This is a genomic window from Klebsiella sp. BIGb0138, assembly GCF_004342285.1.
In the GTDB taxonomy this organism is placed as follows: domain Bacteria; phylum Pseudomonadota; class Gammaproteobacteria; order Enterobacterales; family Enterobacteriaceae; genus Klebsiella.
The window spans coordinates 99,939-120,947 of sequence record NZ_SMCV01000003.1; the positions used below are offsets into that span (position 1 = coordinate 99,939).

20 protein-coding genes and 1 pseudogene are annotated in these 21,009 nt (G+C 61.1%); 8 read left to right on the top strand and 13 right to left on the bottom strand.

Translation table 11 applies throughout. The features are described from left to right. Window positions 1–4: 4 nt before the first annotated feature. Window positions 5–913 (top strand): LysR substrate-binding domain-containing protein, encoded by a 909-nt coding sequence (locus tag EDF73_RS08555; RefSeq protein ID WP_132728298.1) that lies wholly within the window; start codon window positions 5–7, stop codon window positions 911–913. On the opposite strand, the gene EDF73_RS08560 is transcribed toward EDF73_RS08555, so the two are convergent. Genes EDF73_RS08560 through EDF73_RS08575 form a run of 4 tightly spaced genes read right to left on the bottom strand, consistent with a single transcriptional unit; the run spans window position 873 to window position 3,945 of the window. Continuing rightward, window positions 873–1,577: an amino acid ABC transporter permease gene (locus EDF73_RS08560; protein WP_132728300.1), complete on the bottom strand. Its 705-nt coding sequence runs from the start codon at window positions 1,575–1,577 to the stop codon at window positions 873–875. The two genes, EDF73_RS08555 and EDF73_RS08560, sit on opposite strands and share 41 nt — an antisense overlap. Next, window positions 1,567–2,319 carry an amino acid ABC transporter permease gene (locus tag EDF73_RS08565; protein ID WP_132728302.1) on the bottom strand — a complete coding sequence of 251 codons (753 nt, stop codon included), beginning with the start codon at window positions 2,317–2,319 and terminating at the stop codon, window positions 1,567–1,569. The genes EDF73_RS08560 and EDF73_RS08565 overlap by 11 nt, the downstream gene beginning before the upstream one ends. Beyond that, window positions 2,316–3,134: an amino acid ABC transporter ATP-binding protein gene (locus EDF73_RS08570; protein WP_132728304.1), complete on the bottom strand. Its 819-nt coding sequence runs from the start codon at window positions 3,132–3,134 to the stop codon at window positions 2,316–2,318. The genes EDF73_RS08565 and EDF73_RS08570 overlap by 4 nt, the downstream gene beginning before the upstream one ends. A 1-nt stretch (window position 3,135) precedes the next feature. After that, window positions 3,136–3,945, bottom strand: a complete 810-nt coding sequence (locus EDF73_RS08575) for an ABC transporter substrate-binding protein (protein WP_132728306.1) — start codon at window positions 3,943–3,945, stop codon at window positions 3,136–3,138. 314 nt (window positions 3,946–4,259) lie between these two features. Between EDF73_RS08575 and EDF73_RS08580 the strand changes: the two genes are divergently transcribed. Further along, window positions 4,260–4,436, top strand: a complete 177-nt coding sequence (locus EDF73_RS08580) for a hypothetical protein (protein WP_132728308.1) — start codon at window positions 4,260–4,262, stop codon at window positions 4,434–4,436. 113 nt (window positions 4,437–4,549) lie between these two features. Here EDF73_RS08580 and eutC read toward each other — a convergent pair whose 3' ends face one another. Genes eutC through eat form a run of 3 tightly spaced genes read right to left on the bottom strand, consistent with a single transcriptional unit; the run spans window position 4,550 to window position 8,103 of the window. Continuing rightward, window positions 4,550–5,329: an ethanolamine ammonia-lyase subunit EutC gene (gene eutC / locus EDF73_RS08585; RefSeq protein ID WP_132728309.1), complete on the bottom strand. Its 780-nt coding sequence runs from the start codon at window positions 5,327–5,329 to the stop codon at window positions 4,550–4,552. Next, window positions 5,326–6,714, bottom strand: a complete 1,389-nt coding sequence (locus tag EDF73_RS08590) for an ethanolamine ammonia-lyase subunit EutB (protein WP_132728311.1) — start codon at window positions 6,712–6,714, stop codon at window positions 5,326–5,328. The genes eutC and EDF73_RS08590 overlap by 4 nt, the downstream gene beginning before the upstream one ends. Before the next feature lie 9 nt (window positions 6,715–6,723). Further along, window positions 6,724–8,103, bottom strand: a complete 1,380-nt coding sequence (gene eat / locus EDF73_RS08595; RefSeq protein WP_132728313.1) for an ethanolamine permease — start codon at window positions 8,101–8,103, stop codon at window positions 6,724–6,726. A gap of 222 nt (window positions 8,104–8,325) precedes the next feature. On the opposite strand from eat, the pseudogene EDF73_RS27645 reads away from it, so the two are divergent. Together EDF73_RS27645 and mmuM are read left to right on the top strand one after the other, a co-directional pair. Beyond that, a pseudogene (locus EDF73_RS27645) lies at window positions 8,326–8,424 on the top strand (hypothetical protein); the annotation flags it as partial. 50 nt (window positions 8,425–8,474) lie between these two features. Then, entirely contained in the window at window positions 8,475–9,407 is a 933-nt protein-coding gene (gene mmuM / locus EDF73_RS08600; RefSeq protein WP_132728315.1) for a homocysteine S-methyltransferase, read from the top strand. Window positions 9,408–9,438: 31 nt separating this feature from the next. Here the strand turns inward: mmuM and fbpC are convergent, their stop codons facing one another. The 6 genes from fbpC to EDF73_RS08630 all read right to left on the bottom strand — a co-directional run bounded on the left by fbpC (window position 9,439) and on the right by EDF73_RS08630 (window position 17,277). Then, the gene (fbpC, locus tag EDF73_RS08605) at window positions 9,439–10,485 is read right to left on the bottom strand and encodes a ferric ABC transporter ATP-binding protein (protein WP_132728317.1); all 1,047 of its coding nucleotides are present in this window, start codon (window positions 10,483–10,485) and stop codon (window positions 9,439–9,441) included. Between the two features lie 11 nt (window positions 10,486–10,496). Further along, entirely contained in the window at window positions 10,497–12,575 is a 2,079-nt protein-coding gene (locus EDF73_RS08610; RefSeq protein ID WP_132728319.1) for an iron ABC transporter permease, read from the bottom strand. Window positions 12,576–12,689: 114 nt separating this feature from the next. Next, window positions 12,690–13,721 (bottom strand): ABC transporter substrate-binding protein, encoded by a 1,032-nt coding sequence (locus EDF73_RS08615; RefSeq protein WP_132728320.1) that lies wholly within the window; start codon window positions 13,719–13,721, stop codon window positions 12,690–12,692. After that, window positions 13,718–15,022 (bottom strand): MFS transporter family glucose-6-phosphate receptor UhpC, encoded by a 1,305-nt coding sequence (gene uhpC / locus EDF73_RS08620; RefSeq protein ID WP_132728321.1) that lies wholly within the window; start codon window positions 15,020–15,022, stop codon window positions 13,718–13,720. Before uhpC ends, EDF73_RS08615 begins: the two co-directional genes overlap by 4 nt. Before the next feature lie 84 nt (window positions 15,023–15,106). Beyond that, window positions 15,107–16,648, bottom strand: a complete 1,542-nt coding sequence (locus EDF73_RS08625) for an MASE1 domain-containing protein (RefSeq protein WP_132728322.1) — start codon at window positions 16,646–16,648, stop codon at window positions 15,107–15,109. Then, entirely contained in the window at window positions 16,648–17,277 is a 630-nt protein-coding gene (locus EDF73_RS08630) for a response regulator transcription factor (RefSeq protein ID WP_132728998.1), read from the bottom strand. Before EDF73_RS08630 ends, EDF73_RS08625 begins: the two co-directional genes overlap by 1 nt. A gap of 304 nt (window positions 17,278–17,581) precedes the next feature. On the opposite strand from EDF73_RS08630, the gene tauA reads away from it, so the two are divergent. Genes tauA through tauD form a run of 4 tightly spaced genes read left to right on the top strand, consistent with a single transcriptional unit; the run spans window position 17,582 to window position 20,995 of the window. After that, window positions 17,582–18,544 (top strand): taurine ABC transporter substrate-binding protein, encoded by a 963-nt coding sequence (gene tauA, locus EDF73_RS08635; protein WP_132728323.1) that lies wholly within the window; start codon window positions 17,582–17,584, stop codon window positions 18,542–18,544. Between the two features lie 11 nt (window positions 18,545–18,555). Then, window positions 18,556–19,323: a taurine ABC transporter ATP-binding subunit gene (gene tauB, locus EDF73_RS08640; protein WP_132729000.1), complete on the top strand. Its 768-nt coding sequence runs from the start codon at window positions 18,556–18,558 to the stop codon at window positions 19,321–19,323. Continuing rightward, a complete protein-coding gene (gene tauC / locus EDF73_RS08645; RefSeq protein ID WP_132728324.1) occupies window positions 19,320–20,147 on the top strand; it encodes a taurine ABC transporter permease TauC in 828 nt (275 codons plus the stop codon). The genes tauB and tauC overlap by 4 nt, the downstream gene beginning before the upstream one ends. Beyond that, window positions 20,144–20,995 carry a taurine dioxygenase gene (gene tauD, locus EDF73_RS08650; RefSeq protein WP_132728325.1) on the top strand — a complete coding sequence of 284 codons (852 nt, stop codon included), beginning with the start codon at window positions 20,144–20,146 and terminating at the stop codon, window positions 20,993–20,995. The genes tauC and tauD overlap by 4 nt, the downstream gene beginning before the upstream one ends. The last annotated feature ends 14 nt before the right edge of the window (window positions 20,996–21,009 follow it).

The following is a 21,009-nucleotide window of genomic DNA, read 5'->3' on the forward strand; positions in this document are numbered from 1 at the left end:
GGCGGTGAAATATCTCCCAAAAGTGAGCCATCTGCAGGCGCTAAGGCAGGTGGCGCGCAGCGGCAGCATCCGTTCGGCGGCACGTGAACTGGGTCAGTCGCAGCCGGCGCTCAGCCGGACGTTGCGTGAGCTGGAGCAGACCCTCGGCACGCAACTTTTGCTGCGTAGCAAAGAGGGGATCACGCTCACCGAAGCGGGCAGCGCGTTTTCGCAGCGCGCGGAGTGGGTGCTGGAGGAGTTGCGCCGGGCGGCGGACGAGGTTGAACAAATCAATCAGGTGACCCACGGCCGCCTGACGGTAGGCTTTTCTTCGCTGATCGCGCTGACGGTGTTTCCGGCGGTGGCGGAGGGGTTTAAGCAGGCGTTGCCGCAGATGCTGCTGACGCTAAAGGAGGGGCAGCTCTCCTCCCTGTTGCCCGGGGTGCGCAGCGGCGAAATCGATCTGGCGATCGGTTCGGTGGACCCGATGCGGCCGCCGGAAGGGGTGATGATCGAGCCGCTGTTTACCGCGCCGTTCTGCGTGGTGGCGCGTAAAGGGCATCCGCTGGCGAATGAAAGCGATTTGATGGCCTTACGGCGGGCGAAATGGTTGCTGCCGGAGTCGCCGATGGGCTACTACCAGCAGCTGCAAAACGAGCTGATTCATTTTTATCGCCAGGTGGCGATCACCCCGCTGCGTACGGACTCGGTGATCACCGGCCTCAACATGGTGCTGGAGTCTGATTATCTGACCATTGTCGCCCGGGCTATGAGTCACCCGCTCCAGCTCGGGGATAAGCTGGTGACCCTGCCGGTTTCCTCGCTGCCGGCGGCGCAGTATTGCGCCGTGTGGTCGCAAAAATCGGCATTGACCGCGAACGCGCAGCAGTTTCTTACCCGCCTGCGTAGCGCCTGTCAGCGTTACGCCTGGTAAAGCGGCGGTTTGCCAGCAGGCTCAGGCCGCAGCACAGCAGGTAATAGACCGCGCCGGTGAAGACGAAAATCGCCAGCGGGTAGATCTGCACCCGGTTGTTCACCTGACCGGCGACGGTGGTGAGCTCCGGCACGTTGACGATAAACGCCAGCGAGGTGTCTTTCAGCAGGTTGATAAAAATCCCCACCAGCGACGGCTGCACGTTGCGCAGCGCCTGCGGCAGCAGGATTAAGCGCAGCGTTTGCCCCGGGGAAAAGCCCTGAGTACGCGCCGCCTCATACTGCCCGGCGGGCAGCGACTGCAGACCCGCGAGCACCGAGTGCATCACCGACGCGGCGGTAAACCAGGCCAGCGCCAGCGTCACCGTCACCGCGCCCGGCAGGTCGCTTCCGGTGAGCATCGGCAGCAGATACCACAGCCAAAAAATGACGAAAATAAGCGGAATGCCGCGAATCAGCTCCGCCCAGAGAAACAGCAGCCGGCGCACCAGGCCGCCGTAGCGCCAGGCCGCGCCTGCCAGCAGAATCCCGACGGGTAGGGCCAGCGCCGCCGCGCCGATCGCCATCATCAGGGTCAGCGCGACGCCGCCGGGAATGCCATCCGCCAGCCGTCCCCACAGCAGGTAATCGAGGTTATCGGCGATCACCGCCAGATTAGCGTTCATGCTGGGTGCTCCTGTGCTGGGTTTTGCCCGGGCCGAGACGCGACAGCGCTATCCCCATCACCACGCCGAGCGCCAGGTACAGTACCGTGCCGACGGCGAAGGCCTCCAGCGCATGGGCGTTATAGCTTTCGATTTGCCGCACCTGGTAGGTCAGTTCCGCAAAGCCGATACCGCTGGCCAGCGATGAAAGCTTCATCAGATTCAGGTACTGGCCAATGATCGGTTGCCAGGCGTTCGCCAGCGCCTGCGGCAGCAGAATATGGCGCAGCTCGCCCCATGGAGTAAATCCCTGGGAGAGGGCCGCTTCCCACTGGCCGTGGCTGACGGCGCGCAGCCCGGAGGCGATCTCTTCCACCAGAAATGCGGAGGTAAACACCCCCAGTCCCCACATCGAACAGAGAAACTCCGGCGTCAGCCACCAGACGTTACCCGGCAGAATCGACCATGGACGATCGGCGTTGATAAAATCCCGCGCCGCCAGCGGCAGCAGGTTCCAGGCGGCGAAATACCAGAACAACAGCTGAACCAGCAGCGGGGTATTGCGAAACAGCGAGACCCAGCAGGCCACCAGCCCACGGCCCGCTTTGCCGCCGCCTAAGCGCAGCGCCAGCAGCAGAACGGCCAGCACGGTAGCCAGTATGATCCCGGCGACGCTGACCCATACGGTGGTCAGAAAGCCGGAGATGATCCACTGCAGAGGCTGCCCGCTCAGTACGCCGTGCCAGTCGAGAACAGGGCTCACCCGAGACTCTCCTGGTGCAGCGGATTGAGCACCTTTTGCAGGAAGCGACGCGTGCGGGCGTGCTGCGGATGGGCGAAAAATTGCGCCGGCGGCGCCACTTCGAGAATGTCGCCGCCGTCGATAAACACCACCCGGTCGGCAATTTCGCGGGCAAACTGCATTTCATGGGTGACCACCAGCATGGTGATCCCGCTGTGCGCCAGCGCCTTCATGACCAGCAGAACTTCGCCGATCATTTCCGGATCCAGCGCCGAGGTCGGTTCATCGAAAAGAATAATTTGCGGCGAGGAGGCGAGGGCGCGGGCAATGGCTACGCGCTGCTGCTGGCCACCGGAGAGCTGGGCCGGCATTTGCCGGGCTTTATCTTCCAGCCCGACCTGTCGCAGCAGCTCCAGCGCCCGCTGACGGGCGGCGTGTTTCGCCCAGCCGTGCACGCGTTCCAGCGCAAGGGTGATATTTTCCTGCGCCGTCAGATGGGCATAGAGGTTGAACTGCTGGAACACAAAGCCCACGCGGCTGCGCAGCTGGCGCAGGGCGCTGCCCGTCAGTTGGCTCGTCGGTTTGCCGTCGATCAGGATCTCGCCGCCGCTGAGGGATTCAAGCTGATTGATCAGGCGAATCAGGGTGGATTTCCCCGATCCGGAGGGGCCGAGTATCGCCACCACTTCCCCGGGATCCACCTGCAGATCCACGCCGTTCAATACCTGATGATCGCCGTAGCTTTTTGCCGCTTTACGGAATTCAATGCTGGCGCGCTGCAGATGCGAAAAATCCGCGGACGAAGCCGCGGAGCGTGAAAACAGACCCGATAACATATTATTTAGCTTCTATGGTAAACGCACGCGGCTGAGGCGTTTTGGTGGCCGGGCCAAACCAGACGTCATAGATTTTCGCGGCCTGGCCGGTTTTCTCCAGGTTGACCAGCTCATCATTCACCGCCTTCAGCAGCGCCGGTTCGCCTTTCTTCACGCCAACGCCGATCTCTTCTTTGCTCAGCAAATCAGGGAGGATTTTAAAGTTGGCTTTGTCCGGGGCCTCTGCCAGCAGACCGGCAAGAATGGTGCTGTCCTGGGTGATGGCCTGAACGTTGCCGTTACGCAGCGCGGTCAGCGCCAGCGGAATATCGTCATAGGAGAGCACGCGCGACTGCGGGAAACGCTGGTGCAGCGCCTGTTCGCCGGTGGTGCCTTTTACCGCGCCGATCCGCGCTTTGCTGTAGCTGTCGAGCTGGTCCGCTGATTTTGCCGGGACGAGGAATTGCTGGCCGGTGACAAAATACGGCGTAGAAAAATCAATGACCTGTGCGCGTTCCGGGGTGATGGTGATATCGGCGACGATCAGGTCGGCTTTACCGGATTGCAGCAGCGGAATACGGTTGGCCGGGTTGGTGGCCACCAGCTCCAGTTTTACCCCGAGCGATTTTGCCAGCGCCTGGGCGAAATCGACATCATAGCCCACCAACTGGTGGGTTTTCGGGTCGACGGAACCAAACGGCGGATTGGCGTCGAAGGTAGCGACTTTCACCACCCCTGCGGCTTTAATGTCTGCCAGCTGGTCTGCCTGAACCTGGGCGGTCAGCGCCAGAATTCCCAGCGCCAGCGCGATTTTTGTTTTTGCAATGCGCATGATTATTTCCCCTGAATCCCTGTTTTTGTTTTGTGGCTATCACGCTCCCACAAATGGGCCGCCCCCGGCAAAGAAGAAAAAGTTCTTATCTATAACGAAAAAGAACTTAACAAACTCATGGGTATTCCCCGTCCGCGGTGCGCTGACCGGGGCGATGGATCAGGGGGGGCCGGATAAGGCGCGTCGCGCCGCTATCCGGGGAGCGCTGCGTAATATGCGTCTTTCGGCATTGAAAACCCGGAATTGATATTTCCCGCAGCGGAGGATCTGTGGTTGAAATGTAGCCAGACAAATCGCTTCCCGACGGAGGAAAAATGAAAGTAGCACTATGGCAACGAATCACGCGCTGGCTGGCTTTTTTATCTACCGGTGAGGCCGGGCAGCAGGATACCCAACGGATGATGGAGGCAATATTACCGGTCGCCAGCCTGTACGGCGTGGATATTGGCAATGTTGAAACACGGTGGTTTCGTCATGATAAAACATACTGAGCGACGCAGGACGCGTGAAGCCTACTGGAACGAGGTGTGCTTTGTGTAGCGCGAGGCTGCTGGAGGTTGCGGCGAAAGGGACGACAGGCCGCAGCCTCCAGCAGCTTTAATCTTTAACCCGGTTGAATCCCCAACGGTTTCACCTTGCCATGTAGCGCCGGATTGTCACTTTCGTCCTTGAGGTGTACGCCGGTCAGACGACGTAAAAAAGCCTGCTCCAGCAGCCACGCCAGCTTGAAGGCGGCGGCATCATAACTCAGCCCTTGCGGGCGAATATTCGAAATACAGTTGCGCTCCGACTCCAGCCGCTGGCGATGCGGTTGCCAGGTCAGATAGACGCCAAGGCTATCCGGCGAAGAGAGCCCCGGCCGCTCGCCAATTAACATCGCCACCGCCCTGGCCTGCAGGGTTTCCCCGATATCATCCCCCAGCGCCACCCGCGATTGATGGGCCAGCACTACCGGCGCCAGGCTGATCCCCAGAGTGCGCAGATAGGGCAGCAGCGCGCGTATCAGCGGCAGAGCCTGCCGGTGCACCGCATAAGAGGAAAGCCCGTCGCCAATCACCAGCAGCAGGTCGGCCGGACGGGCGCCGCTGGCGGCCAGACCGGAGCGGCTGGCGTCATCCAGACGACGTCCCAGGTCGGGGCGGTTAAGGTAAATATGCCGATCGCCGGCGGCGCTATGGACCGTTAACGCTGAGAGGCCCATTGCCGCCAGTTCGGGTTCCAGCCGCTCGCTGGCAAACGGCTGGTGGATGGCATCGCGCGCTCTGGCGTGCGCGAGGCCGAAATTGAGCACTTCGCGAGTCGGCAGGCTGGCGCCGCTGCGGCCGAGAGCAATACGCGCAGCGGTAAATTCACGTAGCGGATTCCAGGCGTCGGGGCGATTCATACCGATTCTCCTTGCGGCAGGACGGACAGCAGCGGGTGACGGGCATCGGTCAGACGCAGCGCGCCGTCCGGGTCGATAATCTGCATTCTGCTCAGCCAGGCGGCGAACTCCGGCGCGTGCTTTAAGCCCAGCAGGCGCCGGGCGTACAGCGCATCGTGAAACGAGGTGCTCTGGTAGTTGAGCATGATATCGTCCGCGCCCGGAACGCCAATCAGGAAGGTCAGTCCGGCCGTGCACAGCAGGGTCAGCAGAGTATCCATATCATCCTGATCCGCTTCGGCGTGGTTGGTATAGCAGACGTCGCAGCCGAGGGGCAGCCCCAGCAGCTTGCCGCAGAAGTGATCCTCCAGACCGGCGCGGATAATTTGCTTCCCGTCGTAGAGATATTCCGGGCCGATAAAGCCAACCACCGTGTTGACCAGCAGCGGCTCAAAATGACGGGCGACGGCGTAGGCGCGGGCTTCGCAGGTCTGCTGATCCACGCCGTGATGGGCGTTGGCGGAAAGCGCGCTGCCCTGACCGGTCTCGAAATACATCACATTGTTGCCCAGCGTCCCGCGGTTGAGGCTCAAGGCGGCTTCCCGCGCTTCCTGCAGCAGCGCCAGATTGATACCGAAACCGCTGTTGGCCGCCTCGGTCCCCGCCACCGATTGAAACACCAGATCGACCGGCGCGCCGCGCTCGATCAGCTGCAGGGTGTTGGTGACGTGGGTCAGAATGCAGGACTGAGTAGGGATGGCGAAGCGCTGAATAATATCGTCGAGCATATGGTTAAGCTGCGCCAGCACCGGCAGGCTGTCGCTGGCCGGGTTGATGCCGATCACCGCGTCGCCCGCGCCGTAGAGCAGGCCGTCGAGCATGCTGGCGGCGATGCCTTTCAGATCGTCGGTCGGGTGGTTGGGCTGCAGGCGCACGCTAAGATGCCCCGGCAGACCAAGGGTATTGCGAAAGCGGGTGGTGACCCGGCACTTGCTGGCGGCGAGGATCAGATCCTGATTGCGCATTAATTTGCTGACCGCCGCCGCCATCTCGGGCGTAATCGCCCGCGCCACCCGCTGCAGAGTGGCGGTATCGGTGGCGTCATCCAGCAGCCAGTCGCGGAAATCGCCCACCGTCAGGTGACGAATGGCGGCAAAACCCTGGCTATCGTGGGTATCGAGTATCAGCCGGGTCACCTCATCCTGTTCATAGGGGATGAGAGGATTCGCCAGAATTTCGCTCAGCGGGACGTCCGCCAGCGCGATTTTCGCCGCCATGCGCTCCTCGGCGCTATCGGCAATAATGCCCGCAAGGGCATCGCCGGAGCGCGCCGGGGAGGCTTTGGCCATTAATGTCTTCAGGCTATCAAAGCGCCAGACCTGGCCTGATAGCGTGGTTTTATACATGCCGACTCCTCAGGAGACTGCGCGCAGCTGCGGATCCACCGCCGCGCGTTCGCGGGAGGCCGCGGTTTTACGGAACCACAGGTAGCCTCCCAGCATCATTGCCGCGAAAATCAGCGCCAGCAGCGGGTTATACCAGACCATCGCCACCAGGCAGAGCACCGCCATCGCCAGCGCAAACGCGGGCGCCCAGGGGTACAGCGGCGCGCGGAACGGCCGGATCAACCTGGGCTCGCTGCGGCGCAGTTTAAACAGCGCCGCCATCGAGGTGATATACATAACAATAGCGCCAAATACCGACATCGTGACGATGCAGGCGGTCAGCGGCATGCCGCTGATGGTGATCAGCGAGTCGGAAAAAATCGCCGCAATCCCGACCACGCCGCCGGCGAGGATCGCCAGATGCGGCGTGCGGGTGCGGCGGTTGAGGGTCGCGAGGCTGGCGGGCAGATAGCCGGCCCGCGCGAGGGAGTAGATTTGCCGGGAATAGCCCATAATGATGCCGTGAAACGAGGCCACCAGGCCGAACAACCCCAGCCATACCAGCATATGCAGCCAGCCGCTGCTGCTGCCCACCACGATTTTCATGGCCTGCGGCAGCGGGTCATTGATATTGGCCAGCGTGCGCCAGTCGCCGACGCCGCCGGCGAACACCATCACGCCGATCGCCAGCACGGTCAGGGTCAGAATGCCGCCCCCCAGGGCGCGCGGGATGGTGCGCTGCGGATCTTTGGCCTCTTCGGCGGCCATCGACGCGCCCTCAATCGCCAGAAAGAACCAGATGGCAAAGGGGATCGCCGCGAACATCCCCGGCAGCGCCAGGCCGCTGAAGCTCTCCGCCCCGGCCCAGCCGTTGGCGGTAAAGTGGCTCCATGAGAAGCCTGGCGCAACCACCCCCATAAACACCAGCAGCTCGAAAATCGCCAGCAGGGTGACAATCAGTTCGAAGGTGGCCGCGATGCCGACCCCGAGAATATTCAGGGTCATAAAGACCACGTAGGCGCCGCAGGCTACCCATTTCGGATCCAGCGCCGGGAACTGAACGTTGAGATAGGCGCCGATCGCCATGGCGATGGCCGGCGGCGCAAAGACGAACTCAATCAGGGTGGCAAAACCGGCAATAAAGCCGCCGGTGGGGCCGAAGGCGCGGTAAGCGTAGGCGAACGGCCCGCCGGCATGGGGAATCGCGGTCGTCAGCTCGGTAAAGCTAAAAATAAAGGCGCAGTACATGGCGGCAATCGCCAGCGCCACAATCATAAAGCCCAGCGTCCCGGCCTGCGACCAGCCATAGCTCCAGCCAAAATACTCGCCGGAAATGACCAGCCCAACGGCAATGCCCCATAAACGGAAGCTGCCGAGCGTTCTTTTTAATGTCGTGGTTTGCCCTGTCATCGTGAATACCTCAGCGGATCAAGATGAACGAGAGTTGCAAGGAGGATGCCAGAATGTCGCCCGCGCCGCTGGCCCGGCCGACGGCGGCGGGTGGGCAAAAATGGGGCAGGATGCACGACGATCGCATGACGGAATGGTGCAGGGCGTTTTGCATTTTATGGCGCGGCAGGGTATAACGGACCTCTTTTGGATGTTTGGATGTCCATACGTTTAGAAGTTCATATGCAGACAACGCAACAAGCCGATGGGTAGTTAACGCGCATCATGAAAACGCGCCATCTGATCATGCTGTCATTGGGCGGCGTCATTGGCGCTGGGTTAGGGTGCGTACTATCTGGCTCGTTCACGGACATTGACCCAGGAGTCTCAACATGTCGCAGAGTAACCCGTTAACCGCGCTCCTTGCCAGCCAGCCCTTTGTGCTGCTTGACGGCGCGATGGCGACGGAGCTGGAAGCGCGCGGCTGTCATCTCGCCGATAGCCTATGGTCGGCGAAGGTGCTGCTGGAAAACCCGCAGCTGATCCGCGATGTACACCTCGATTACTTTCGCGCCGGGGCGCAGGTGGCGATCACCGCCAGCTACCAGGCGACGCCGGCCGGTTTTGCCGCCCGCGGGCTGAACCAGGCCCGGTCGAAGGCGTTGATTAGCACCAGCGTTGAGCTGGCGCGGAAGGCGCGGGAAGCGTATCTGGCGGAAAACCCGCGGGCGGGCACGCTGCTGGTCGCCGGGTCGGTCGGGCCCTATGGCGCGTATCTTGCCGACGGTTCTGAATACCGCGGCGATTACCAGCGCACTGCCCAGGCGTTTCAGGCGTTCCATCGGCCGCGGATTGAAGCCCTGCTGGACGCCGGGGCGGATCTCCTGGCCTGTGAGACCCTGCCGTCGTTGGCCGAGATTCGCGCGCTGGCGGCGCTGCTCGCCGACTATCCGCGCGCTCGCGCCTGGTTCTCGTTTACCCTGCGCGACGCCGGACACCTGAGCGACGGCACGCCGCTGCGGGAGGTGGTGGCCGCACTGGCGGACTCGTCGCAGGTGGTGGCGCTGGGGATAAACTGTATCCCGCTGGAGAGTGCGACCGCCGCGCTGGCGCATCTGCAGAGTCTGACCGCGCTGCCGCTGGTGGTGTATCCCAACTCCGGCGAGCACTACGACGCGCAGAGCAAAACCTGGCATCGCCACGGAGAAAACTGCGCCCGCCTGCACGATTACCTGCCGCAGTGGCTGGCGGCCGGCGCAAAGCTGATTGGCGGCTGCTGTCGTACCACGCCGCAGGATATTGCCGGTTTAAACGCGCGCCGCTGAGGGTTGCCGGGCCGCAGTACCCGGCAACGCATTACGCCGCCTCGGCGAGAACAAACATGCCGTACGGATGGATTTCGAGGTAATAGTGCTCGCCCACGTTCGGCTGCAGGCGGGTGGCATTCACCTGCAATAAGATTTCCTGCCCTTGCCATACCACCGTCACTTCATACTGCGGCCCCATATAGGCCACGTGCTGAATGACGCAGCGCTGACTCTCCTCTCCGCGATCGCTTAAGGTGATCGCTTCCGGACGCACGCCGAGGGTGCCGGAGCCCCCGGCAGCAAAGTGCGCAGGGCGCGGCAGACGGTAGCCGTAGATATCAACATATTCCTGACTGAAGGTAGCCGGGAACAGGTTGGCGTCGCCCATAAAGCTTGCCATAAAGCGCGAGGCCGGCTGACGATAGAGCTCCTGCGGTGAGCCGATCTGCATAATATGCCCTTTATTCATCACCAGTACGGTGTCGGAAACCGCAAAGGCTTCGCTCTGATCGTGAGTGACGTACAGCGAGGTGATATCAAACTGCTTTTGCAGCTCGCGGATTTTGTCGCGCATGCTGCGTCTGAGGTTGGCGTCAAGGTTGCTGAGCGGTTCATCAAACAGCAGCACCTTCGGTTTGAGGATCAGCGCGCGGGCCAGCGCCACGCGCTGCTGCTGGCCGCCGGAGATCTGGTCGACATAGCGCTCTTCAAAACCGTCGAGATCGACCATCGCCAGCGCCTCCTTCACCCGGCGCTTCACTTCGGCGCGCGACACGCCGAGCATCTTCAGGCCATAGCCGACGTTTTCGCCCAACGACATATGCGGAAACAGGGCGTAAGACTGGAACACCATGCAGATATCGCGCTGCTGGATAGAACGATGGGTCACGTCCTCGCCATCAATGAAAATCTGCCCTGCGCTCGGTTTTTCCAGCCCGGCGACCAGCCGCAGAATGGTGGTCTTTCCGCAGCCGGAAGGGCCGAGCAGGGTCACCATTTGTCCCTGCGGAATGATGAGATTGATGTTGTCGATAACGGTGTTGCTGGCAAATCGTTTGCTGATGTTGCGCAGCTCAACAAAATTTTTCTGACTCATAGTGCGCTCCATTACGCCTGGTTTTTGGCTTTTGAACGGGAGATTCGCGCTTCACCGATCAGCCAGTCAAAGATGAAAATAATCGCCAGCATCACCACGATCAGGATCGAGCCGTAGGCGATCGCCACGCCGTACTCGCCGTCTTCCACGCGGTTGAGAATGTAGGCCGTTGCCACGCGGGTATCCGGCGTGACGAGGAACACGATGGCGCTAACGGTGGTGATGGCGCGCACGAAGCTGTAGATCAGCGCCGAGAGGATCGCCGGGCGCAGCAGCGGCAGCAGGATGTGGGTGATGGTGCGCAGTGAACCGGCGCGCAGGCTCAGGGAGGCCTCATCCAGCGATTTATCAATCTGCCCCAGGCCGGCGATCCCGGCGCGGATCCCCACCGGCACGTTGCGCATCACCATCGAGATAATGACGATAGCCGCCGTTCCGGTGAGGTACACCGGCGCGCTGTTAAAGGCGAGAATATAGGAGACCCCCGCCACGGTGCCGGGGACGGCAAAGCACAGCATAGTGGTGAACTCGATCGTCTTTTTGCCTTTAAACTGCTGGCGAACGACGATCCAGGCGATCAGCAGGCCGAAGGCGGCGGTGATAGGGGCGGCAATCCCGGCGTAGAGCAGCGTATCGAGCAGGGAAGGCCATGCTCCGTCGCTCATCCCCTGGCCGAATAGTTTAATAAAGTTATCCAACGTCAGGGTGTAATCGACGCCCCAGTTGACGGTGAAGCTGCCGTAGAAAATGCTGCCGTAGAGCAGGGCGTTAAAGGCGATCCACACCGCCAGCAGCGCGATCACGCTCCATACCAGAGTGACCGGCAGCGGCTGAACCTCGCCGCGGTAGGATTTACCGGATACCGTGACGTAAGAGCGCTTGCCGATCCACATGTACTGGATGCAGAACACCAGCAGAGAGAACAGCAGCAGGAAGGCGCCGAGGGTGCTGGCGGCCTGGTAATCGAGCTGTGAACCGGTGATGTAGAAGTAGATTTGCGTCGCCAGCACGTCGAAGTTGCCGCCGAGCACCAGCGGGTTACTGAAGTCGGCCAGCGACTGGACAATCACAATCAGGAAGGCGTTAGCCAGCGCCGGCTTGAGCAGCGGGACAAAAACGCCGTTAAAGGTCTGCCAGCGGCTGGCGCGCAGGGTGTAGGACGCCTCTTCCAGCGAGGGGTGAATGGTTTTGATCGCGCCGTCGAGGATCATAAACGCCATCGGGGTAAAGGCCAGGACCTGCGCCAGCCAGATGCCGGTAAAGCCGTACAGCCAGTTGGTGTTGCTCAGGCCGAACCACGCCACCATAAATTCGGTGACGTAGCCGGAGCGCCCCATCATCAGCGTCACCCCCAGGCCGACGACAAACGGCGGCGTGACGATCGGCAGAATCGAGAAGATGCGGCCAATAATGGCGCTGCGTCTGGCGATACGGGTGGTGTAGATGGCCAGCACCAGGCCGAAGAAGGTGCAGCCGACGCCGACGGCGATCGACAGCAGGATCGAGTTGATGATGACCTGGACAATATGCGCCTGCGCAAGTACCGCCATAAACGCCAGCGGCGCGAATTCCCCCGCATCGTTGGTGAACATCGGGATAAAAATCGCGATGCTTGGCCAGACGATAAAGATGGCGATGAGCGCCACAATCACCACCAGCGCGCCGATGACGAAACGGTCGCCTCCCAGCCATTCGAGGCGGGTCAGCGCCAGGGTCACGATCGCGCCCAATGCCACAAACAGCACGATGGTGGCGTAGCCTAAGCCACGGCCTTCAATCGTGGCGCTGATGACGATAAACGCCATGCACAGGAACGCCCAGCCGGCGTCGAAATAGTGGCGGCTGCGCGGCTCGCGTCCGGCCTCGAGGAACGGGCGAATCAGCAGCAGGCTCGGCAGCAAATACCACAAGGCGCTGATATTGAACTGTGACCAGCCGTAGGCGGCGAGAATTTCATCGCTCGTCGACTCCAGCAGGCCGTAATCGAGGCTCCAGCTCGGCAGCAGCGCGAACGCCAGCCAGCCCAGCAAAACCCAAAGGAATATCGCATCCCGTTTTTTAGCGGGACGGAGTGCAAGTGTGTGTGCCATAAGCTTTCCGGATGTTCAGGCCGGGCAAGGGGTGACGCTTACCCGGCAATAACCGCATACCCGCCGGCGAGCAGGCGGAAAATGTCTGCCGCCCATTGGGCAGAAAATGTGGGCTTATTTACCCATCTTCACTTCGCTGACCCACTTGTTGATCAGCGCCTTACGGACGTCGGTCGACCCGTACTTATCCATGTCGTAGTTGATCAGTTTCAGATCGTCGAGCTTCAGCGAATTCGGCGAGGTTTCGGCGGTGGTGTTGGTCAGGATCTGATAGGACTTACCCTTTTGCCACGCCAGCTCCTGGGCATCCTTCGACAGCACCCAGTCGACGAACAGTTTCGCGTTGTCGAGGTTGCGCGCGCCCTTCAGGATACTGACGCCGCCAATTTCGTAGCCGGTACCTTCGCACGGAGAAATCAGCTCCAGCGGCGCGCCCTGTTCTTTTTCCAGCGAGTAATCGTGTAGGAAGCCGATGCCAATTGCCGTTTCGCCGCGGGCGGCGTTGCGCGCCGGGGCAATCCCGGATTTGGTATACTGAGACACGTTGGCGTTCAGCTGTTTCAGGTAGTCAAAGGCCTGGTCTTCACCCCACAGCTGGGCGAAGGTCGCCAGCGCGGTGTAGGCGGTGCCGGAGCTTTGCGGGTCGGCAATCTGGATTTCACCTTTGTATTCCGCTTTGGTCAGATCCTTCCAGCATTTCGGCACCGGCAGGTTTTTCTCTTTCAGGCGCTGGGTGTTGACGCCAAAACCGAGGATGCCGACGTAGACCGCCGACGAGTAGTTGCCTTTTAGCTTCGCCGGATCGCGAAATTTCTCCATCACCTGCTCGAGGTTAGGGGATTTATAGGGTTGCAGCAGGCCCATTTCCCCCGCCTGGGATTGCGGGTCGAGCGTGCCGCCGTACCAGACGTCGGCCTGCGGGTTTTTCTTCTCAGCATCGACCTTCGCCAGCGTACTGCCGGAGCCGTTGCGGATGAATGAGGTTTTTACATCATATTTGTCGCCGAAGGCTTTGGCTTCTGCCTCGCACATTTCGTTCGTGGCGCTGCAGTAAATCACCAGACGGCCTTTGGCGTGCGCCGCGCCGCTTAACGTCGCCAGCGCAATGCCGGAAGCCATCAGGGTTGTGACCAGCGTTTTTTTCATTGTTTTATCCTTTGATCGGGAGAGGTAGTAATGCCCGCCATCAGTAGCGGCATCAGCAATAAACCCATAAGTACCGCGGCGACCGAGAGCAAACTGAACATGCCCGACCAGCCGTAGCGTTCAATGACCAGCGACAGAGGCCAGCCCGCCAGCGCTGCCCCCAGATAGGCGAACAGGCCGAGAAAACCGGTAATTGAACCCGCCGCCGCTTTGTGCCCATACTCCACCGCCGCCAGGCCAATCAGCATTTGCGGGCCAAAGACAAAAAAGCCCACCGTAAAGAAACAGACTGCCAGCAGCGCATAGTGATGGACCGGCGCCAGCCACAGCGCGGCGACCGAGACCATCAGCCCCAGCGTGAACAGCAAAATCATCGGCGCCCGCTGGCCGCTGAACAGCAAATCCGAGCCCCAACCGGCAAACAGCGCGCCGAGCAAGCCCCCCGCTTCAAACAGCATCACCGTGGCGTTGGCGCTGAGCAGGTTGACGCCGTGGCTCTCCGTCAGCCAGAGATTGCCCCAGTCGTTAAGGGCAATGCGGATCACATAAACCAGCACGTAAGAGACCCCCAGCAGCCAGATCATCGGGTTTTGCAGCATGGTGGTGCGCAGCATCTGCCACAGACCCATGGGCGGGCTTTGCTGCTCCTGACGTAGCTCCAGCGGGTCCCTGCGCCAGTGCCCAACCGATGGCAATCCCTCTTGCTGGGGCGTTCCTTTCAGCTGCAACGTTAACCAGACCCCCAGCGCCATGCTGATTACCCCCGGCGCCAGCATCGCCGCCTGCCAGCCCCACCAGTGGGCGGCAAAGGCGCTGATCGGCGGGATGATCGCCCCACCGATGTTGATCGACATATTCCAGCATCCCCACCAGAAACCGCGCTCATTGCGCGAGTACCAGTGGGTCAGCAGGCGGGCGCAGGGGGGCCACCCCCAGCCCTGAAAAAATCCGTTCAGCGTCCAGACCGCCAGCAGCAGCATCAGCGACTCGCCGAAGGCAAACACCACGTTCAGCAGGCCGGTGGCAAACAGTCCGACGCCCATAAACCAGCGCTGCCCGTGGCTGTCGTGCCACAGCCCGGCGGCAAATTTCGACAGGCCGTAGGTCAGATAAAACAGCGAGCCCAACAGTCCTATAGCGCCTTTATCCAGCCCGAGATCGGTTTGCAGCGCGGGAAGCACGTAGTTAAGGCTTTTGCGCGTCAGGTAAAAGGCGGCGTAGCCAATAACCATGCACATCAGCAGTCGTGAACGTAGCGTCCGGTAGCGTTGCTGGATTTCACTGGTCGCGCCTGGGGGCATAGTCGTCTCCGTTTTGCTGACTATAAGGAAGGGAAAACGAAAGGGGATGAGAGAAAGTCCGGAGTGGCTAAGACTTTTTCCTGGTTACGAGGCGGTTTGTTGCAAATTTGTGGGCAGGTTAACAATTACCCGCGTACCGCGCTGCGACTCCAGCGTCAGCTCGCCGCCGAGGGCGTTAACGCGCTCGCGCATCCCCTGAATGCCGAATCCGGGGGGGTTGCCGGGGCTAATGCCCACGCCGTTGTCCTCCACTTCCAGATGCAAAACGTTATCCTGCTGGCGCAAGGTAATCGCGACCTCGCTGGCTCCGGCGTGTTTGCTGATGTTGTTGAGCAACTCCTGCAACAGCCGGTACAGCGTGAAGCGCAGCGTTTCGCTTTCCGGCGTGGTGGTCAGCTGCCAGATAAACCGGCAGCGAATGCCGCGTTCGGCAAAGGCGAATTCATTGAGCAGATGCTGCAGCGCCTCCTCGAACGACAGTTCGTCAAGGGCCGGTGGGCGCAGCTGACGCAGCAGCTGGCGGGTGGAGTGATGGATCCGCCGGGCCAGGTCGTTAATCTGGCTGGCTGCCGCCTGGGTTTGCGCCGGGTCGCGCGCCCGCTTGACCAGCTGCGACTGGATCTGGATGGCCGTGATGTTCTGCCCAATTTCGTCGTGCAGTTCACGCGCCAGGCTTTTGCGCGTGTCTTCTTCGCTGTGGATCAACTGTTCGGTTAGCGCCCGCCGCGCCGCCAGCTCACTCTCCAGCCGCTGGCGGTAATGATGCAGGTTTTGCGCCAGATGCTGTTGACGGCTGATGGCGATCCCCAGGCCGATGCCGAGCAGTGACTGAGTGGCCAGGAAGATCTCCAGTTCCACCAGATTGCTGAATCCCACGCCAATCTGGCGGGCGATGGTAATCATCATACTGCCCAACAGACCGGCGAGTACGCCGCCCTGCCAGCCAAACTTCCACGCCATCACTACGTTAGGCAGAAATACCACGATCAGCAGCAGGCGCTCAATTTCCGGCGACAGCACCACCTGGGTAGCGATGCCGATAATAAAGAACAAACTGCACCAGATAATTAACGACGTGCGCAGCGGCGGGTTATTGGTATCCAGTCCCAGCAGGTTATAGCGATGCTGCTGACGTAAAAATTCAAAGATCAGATAGACGAACGGCGTCAGCAGCACGCCGCCGGTAAACGAAGCCAGACCTGGCAGCAGCACCGGGGTAGCCACAAACGGCGACAGCAGGGCGGTATTGAGTAATGAGGTCGCCGTCACCGTGGCCAGCAGCAGCGTCAACCGCTGCCAGTAAAGGGGAAAACGGTGCCACCAGGTCTGCGCAAGGGCGGCGGGAAACAGGGGAATGAACGGTGCGGCCAGCAGAGCATAGCCGCTCAGCAGCTGTTCGCCGTGCAGCCAGAACAGCATCGCCGCTGGCGGTAGCGCCAGCGCGGGCCAGTAGCGGCGTGAAAGCAGAATCAGCAGCGCCAGGTAGACGCCGTGGGGTAGAAAAAGCGCCGCCTGCTGACCGTTGTGGGTCAGGTAAAACCCGAGGGTCCACAGCATCAGCCAGCCGCTGCCCCAGGCCAGTACGATAAACAGCGAGATCACCCCATGGCGAAGATTGCGCGACATTAATGCCCCGGGAGCAGCTGGTGATCGAGGGCAAAATGCACCAGCTCAATGGTGCTGTGGCACTGCAGCTTGCTCAATACGTTGGCGCGGTGCACATGCACCGTCTTATGGCTGAGGTCGAGCGTATAGGCGATCTCCTTCACGCTGTTGCCTTTAATCAGCAGGTCAAAGACCTCGCGCTCGCGGGGAGTCAGTCCCCCCAGCGCCGGCGCCGGCTGTTCGCCGCCGCGCAGAGCCCGCAGAGCGTCGGCGCAGAGATAGTGCCCGCCCATGCCGACCGAACGCACCGCCTGCACCAGCTCTTCCGGCCCGCAGCGTTTGGTGAGATAGCCGCTGGCCCCGGCGTCCAGCGCGCTCTGCACAAATGCCGGCGTGTCGTAGATACTGAGAATGATGGCGCGAAAGCCGGGCTTCTGTGCGCGCAGCCGTTTTAGCAGACTCAGGCCATTTTCATCCGGCATGGCGATATCCATCACCGCCACATTGATGTCATCGCGCAGCAGGGCAGGCCACGCCTGCGCCGCGCTGCTGTACTGGCCCGCAACATCGAGGTCTTCTTCGAGGCTGAGTAATTGCGCAAAGCCGGAACGCACTACCACATGGTCATCGACCAGCACCACCCGAATCATGTTGTTTCTCTCTTGCCGAATCATGATCCTATGATGCCTGCTGGCGCTGTGCTGGCAATCGGCCAGATGCAGTTATGCAATGCGTGTAACAAAACCGTCATACTTCTTTCTCATTCCCGGCGGCGTTCCGCGCTGCGACGAATGGCCGGGCGCTGGCGCATTTGACGCTTTTTGTGAAAAACAGATAACGATTGCCGGTATTTATCTAAAAACGATTGGCTATTAACCAGAATTTTTAATTACTTCATCAAACACATCAGGCCGGAAATACTGCACCCATAACAACTCAGGGGAAGCAGACACTATGGCACTCACATCGCGTTTCACACTTTTCGCCGCACTGGCATTCGCCGCATTTCAGGCGCAGGCGGTTAACGTCACCGTGGCTTATCAAACCTCTGCCGAGCCGGCGAAAGTCGCGCAGGCGGACAACACCTTCGCCAAAGCGAGCGGCGCGACCGTTGATTGGCGCAAATTCGACAGCGGCGCAAGCATCGTGCGGGCGCTGGCTTCCGGCGATGTGCAGATCGGCAATCTCGGTTCCAGCCCGCTGGCGGTAGCCGCCAGCCAGCAGGTGCCGATTGAAGTCTTCCTGCTGGCCTCGAAACTCGGCAATTCCGAAGCGCTGGTGGTGAAAAAGAGCATCACAAAACCGGAGGATTTGATCGGCAAACGTATCGCGGTGCCGTTTATCTCCACCACCCACTACAGCCTGCTGTCGGCGCTCAAACACTGGGGCATTAAGCCGGGGCAGGTGCAGATTCTTAACCTGCAGCCGCCGGCGATTATCGCCGCCTGGCAGCGCGGCGATATTGACGGCGCCTACGTCTGGGCACCGGCGGTGAATGAGCTGGAAAAAGAGGGCAAGGTGCTGACCGACTCGTCGCAGGTGGGCGAGTGGGGCGCGCCGACTCTTGACGTCTGGGTGGTGCGCAAAGATTTTGCCGATAAACACCCTGAGATCGTGAAAGCCTTTGCGAAGAGCGCCATCGACGCCCAGCAGCCGTACATCGCGAACCCCGATGAGTGGCTGAAACAGCCGGAGAATATCAGCAAGCTGTCGCGTTTGAGCGGCGTGCCGGAGGCCGACGTCCCGGGTCTGGTGAAGGGGAATACCTATCTGACCGCCGCCCAGCAGGCGCAGGAGCTGAGCGGCCCGGTGAACAAAGCGATCGTCGACACCGCTAAATTCCTCAAAGAGCAGGGTAAAGTGCCGACCGCCGGCGCCGACTACAGCCAGTACGTCACCGACCGTTTTGTGAAGTAAAGGAGGCCATGATGCTGCAAATCTCGCATCTCTCTGCCGACTACGGCGGTAAACCGGCGCTGGCAGATATCAACCTGACGCTGGACAGCGGCGAATTGCTGGTGGTCCTCGGGCCATCCGGCTGCGGTAAAACCACGCTACTGAACCTGATTGCCGGATTTGTGCCTTATCAGCACGGCAGCATCACTCTCGAAGGCCAGCGTGTTGAGGGCCCGGGCGCCGAGCGAGGCGTGGTCTTTCAGCACGAAGGCCTGCTGCCGTGGCGCAACGTGCAGGATAACGTCGCGCTGGGGCTACAGCTGGCGGGCGTGGACAAAGCCAGCCGTCGCGAAACGGCGGCGCAGATGTTGAAAAAGGTCGGGCTGGAAGGGGCGGAAAAACGCTTTATCTGGCAGCTTTCCGGCGGCCAGCGGCAGCGGGTGGGGATTGCCCGGGCGCTGGCGGCAAATCCGCAGCTGCTGTTGCTGGATGAACCGTTTGGCGCGCTGGATGCCTTTACCCGCGAACAGATGCAGACCCTGCTGCTCGGCCTGTGGCATGAGACCGGCAAACAGGTGCTGCTGATTACGCATGATATTGAAGAGGCCGTCTTTATGGCCACTGAACTGGTGCTGCTGTCGCCGGGACCGGGCCAGGTGCTGGAGCGGTTACCGCTGAATTTTGGCCGGCGTTTCGTGGCCGGAGAGTCCTGCCGCAGCATTAAATCTGACCCGCAGTTTATCGAACAGCGTGAATATGTCCTGAGCCGGGTATTTGAACAACGGGAGGCTTTCTCATGAGCGTGGTGATTAACGACAAACCGCGTCAGCGGGCGCTGAAGTGGCGCTGGCCGCTCTCCCGTCAGCTGACGCTGAGCCTGTCGACGCTGGCGGTCGTGCTGGCGATCTGGTGGGCGGTGGCCGCTCTGCAGCTGATTAGCCCGCTATTCCTCCCGCCGCCGGGTCAGGTGTTGCAGAAGCTGATTACCATTGCCGGCCCGCAGGGCTTTATGGATGCCACCCTCTGGCAGCATCTGGCGGCAAGCCTGACGCGGATCGTGATCGCGCTGGCGGCGGCGGTGGTTATCGGCGTCCCGGTGGGGATCGCGATGGGCCTGAGCCCGACGGCGCGCGGGATCCTCGATCCGCTGATCGAACTGTATCGCCCGGTACCGCCGCTGGCCTATCTGCCGCTGATGGTGATCTGGTTCGGCATCGGGGAAACCTCGAAGATCTTGTTGATCTACCTGGCGATTTTCGCGCCGGTGGCGATGTCGGCGCTGGCGGGGGTAAAAAGCGCCCAGCAGGTACGTATTCGCGCCGCGCAGTCTTTAGGCGCCAGCCGCGCGCAGGTGCTGTGGCTGGTGATTTTACCCGGTGCCTTGCCGGAAATTCTGACCGGTTTGCGCATTGGGCTGGGCGTGGGCTGGTCGACGCTGGTGGCCGCGGAGCTTATCGCCGCCACCCGTGGTTTAGGTTTTATGGTGCAATCCGCCGGTGAATTCCTGGCGACCGATGTGGTGCTGGCCGGGATTGCGGTCATTGCGATAATCGCCTTTCTGTTAGAACTGGGACTGCGCGCGTTGCAGCGCCGCCTGACGCCCTGGCATGGAGAAGTACAATGAGTGAACGTCTGAGCATTACCCCACTGGGGCCATATATTGGCGCGCAGGTTGCCGGCGCGGACCTGACCCGTCCGCTGAGCGATAATCAGTTTGAACAGCTGTATCACGCGGTGCTGCGCCACCAGGTGGTATTCCTGCGTGAACAGAATATCACCCCGCAGCAGCAGCGCGATCTCGCTTTGCGCTTTGGCGACCTGCATATTCACCCGGTCTACCCCCATGCCCCGGGCGTCGATGAGATTATCGTGCTGGATACCCATGACGATAATCCGCCGGATAACGATAACTGGCATACCGATGTCACCTTTATCGCGACCCCGCCGGCCGGGGCGATTCTGGCGGCGAAAGAGCTGCCCGCCACCGGGGGCGATACGCTGTGGACCAGCGGCGTGGCGGCGTATGAGGCGCTTTCCGAACCTTTCCGCCAGCTGCTAAGCGGCCTGCGGGCGGAGCATGATTTCCGCAAATCGTTCCAGGAGTACAAATACCGCAAAACGGAAGAGGAGCACCAGCGCTGGCTGGAGGCGGTGGCCAAGAACCCGCCGCTGCTACATCCGGTGGTGCGTACCCATCCGGTGACCGGCAAGCAGGCGCTGTTCGTCAACGAAGGGTTCACGACCCGCATTGTCGACGTCACGGAAAAAGAGAGCGAGGCGCTGCTGGGCTTCCTGTTCGCCCACGTCACGAAGCCTGAGTTTCAGGTACGCTGGCGCTGGCAGCCCAACGACGTGGCGATCTGGGATAACCGGGTGACGCAGCATTACGCCAATGCGGACTACCTGCCGCAGCGGCGGATTATGCATCGGGCGACGATCCTCGGCGATAAGCCCTATTATCGCGCCGGTTAAAGCCCGCCGTAGCC

What these genes read in the sequence shown, in the direction of transcription:
- tauC (WP_132728324.1), top strand. Translation starts at nt 19,320, where the DNA reads ATGAGCGTGGTGATTAACGACAAACCGCGTCAGCGGGCGCTGAAGTGG.
- EDF73_RS08580 (WP_132728308.1), top strand. Translation starts at nt 4,260, where the DNA reads ATGAAAGTAGCACTATGGCAACGAATCACGCGCTGGCTGGCTTTTTTA.
- EDF73_RS08560 (WP_132728300.1), bottom strand. Translation starts at nt 1,577, where the DNA reads ATGAACGCTAATCTGGCGGTGATCGCCGATAACCTCGATTACCTGCTG.
- tauD (WP_132728325.1), top strand. Translation starts at nt 20,144, where the DNA reads ATGAGTGAACGTCTGAGCATTACCCCACTGGGGCCATATATTGGCGCG.
- tauA (WP_132728323.1), top strand. Translation starts at nt 17,582, where the DNA reads ATGGCACTCACATCGCGTTTCACACTTTTCGCCGCACTGGCATTCGCC.
- eutC (WP_132728309.1), bottom strand. Translation starts at nt 5,329, where the DNA reads ATGAATCGCCCCGACGCCTGGAATCCGCTACGTGAATTTACCGCTGCG.
- mmuM (WP_132728315.1), top strand. Translation starts at nt 8,475, where the DNA reads ATGTCGCAGAGTAACCCGTTAACCGCGCTCCTTGCCAGCCAGCCCTTT.
- EDF73_RS08630 (WP_132728998.1), bottom strand. Translation starts at nt 17,277, where the DNA reads ATGATTCGGGTGGTGCTGGTCGATGACCATGTGGTAGTGCGTTCCGGC.
- eat (WP_132728313.1), bottom strand. Translation starts at nt 8,103, where the DNA reads ATGACAGGGCAAACCACGACATTAAAAAGAACGCTCGGCAGCTTCCGT.
- EDF73_RS08615 (WP_132728320.1), bottom strand. Translation starts at nt 13,721, where the DNA reads ATGAAAAAAACGCTGGTCACAACCCTGATGGCTTCCGGCATTGCGCTG.
- EDF73_RS08610 (WP_132728319.1), bottom strand. Translation starts at nt 12,575, where the DNA reads ATGGCACACACACTTGCACTCCGTCCCGCTAAAAAACGGGATGCGATA.
- fbpC (WP_132728317.1), bottom strand. Translation starts at nt 10,485, where the DNA reads ATGAGTCAGAAAAATTTTGTTGAGCTGCGCAACATCAGCAAACGATTT.
- EDF73_RS08625 (WP_132728322.1), bottom strand. Translation starts at nt 16,648, where the DNA reads ATGTCGCGCAATCTTCGCCATGGGGTGATCTCGCTGTTTATCGTACTG.
- tauB (WP_132729000.1), top strand. Translation starts at nt 18,556, where the DNA reads ATGCTGCAAATCTCGCATCTCTCTGCCGACTACGGCGGTAAACCGGCG.
- EDF73_RS08590 (WP_132728311.1), bottom strand. Translation starts at nt 6,714, where the DNA reads ATGTATAAAACCACGCTATCAGGCCAGGTCTGGCGCTTTGATAGCCTG.
- EDF73_RS08575 (WP_132728306.1), bottom strand. Translation starts at nt 3,945, where the DNA reads ATGCGCATTGCAAAAACAAAAATCGCGCTGGCGCTGGGAATTCTGGCG.
- uhpC (WP_132728321.1), bottom strand. Translation starts at nt 15,022, where the DNA reads ATGCCCCCAGGCGCGACCAGTGAAATCCAGCAACGCTACCGGACGCTA.
- EDF73_RS08570 (WP_132728304.1), bottom strand. Translation starts at nt 3,134, where the DNA reads ATGTTATCGGGTCTGTTTTCACGCTCCGCGGCTTCGTCCGCGGATTTT.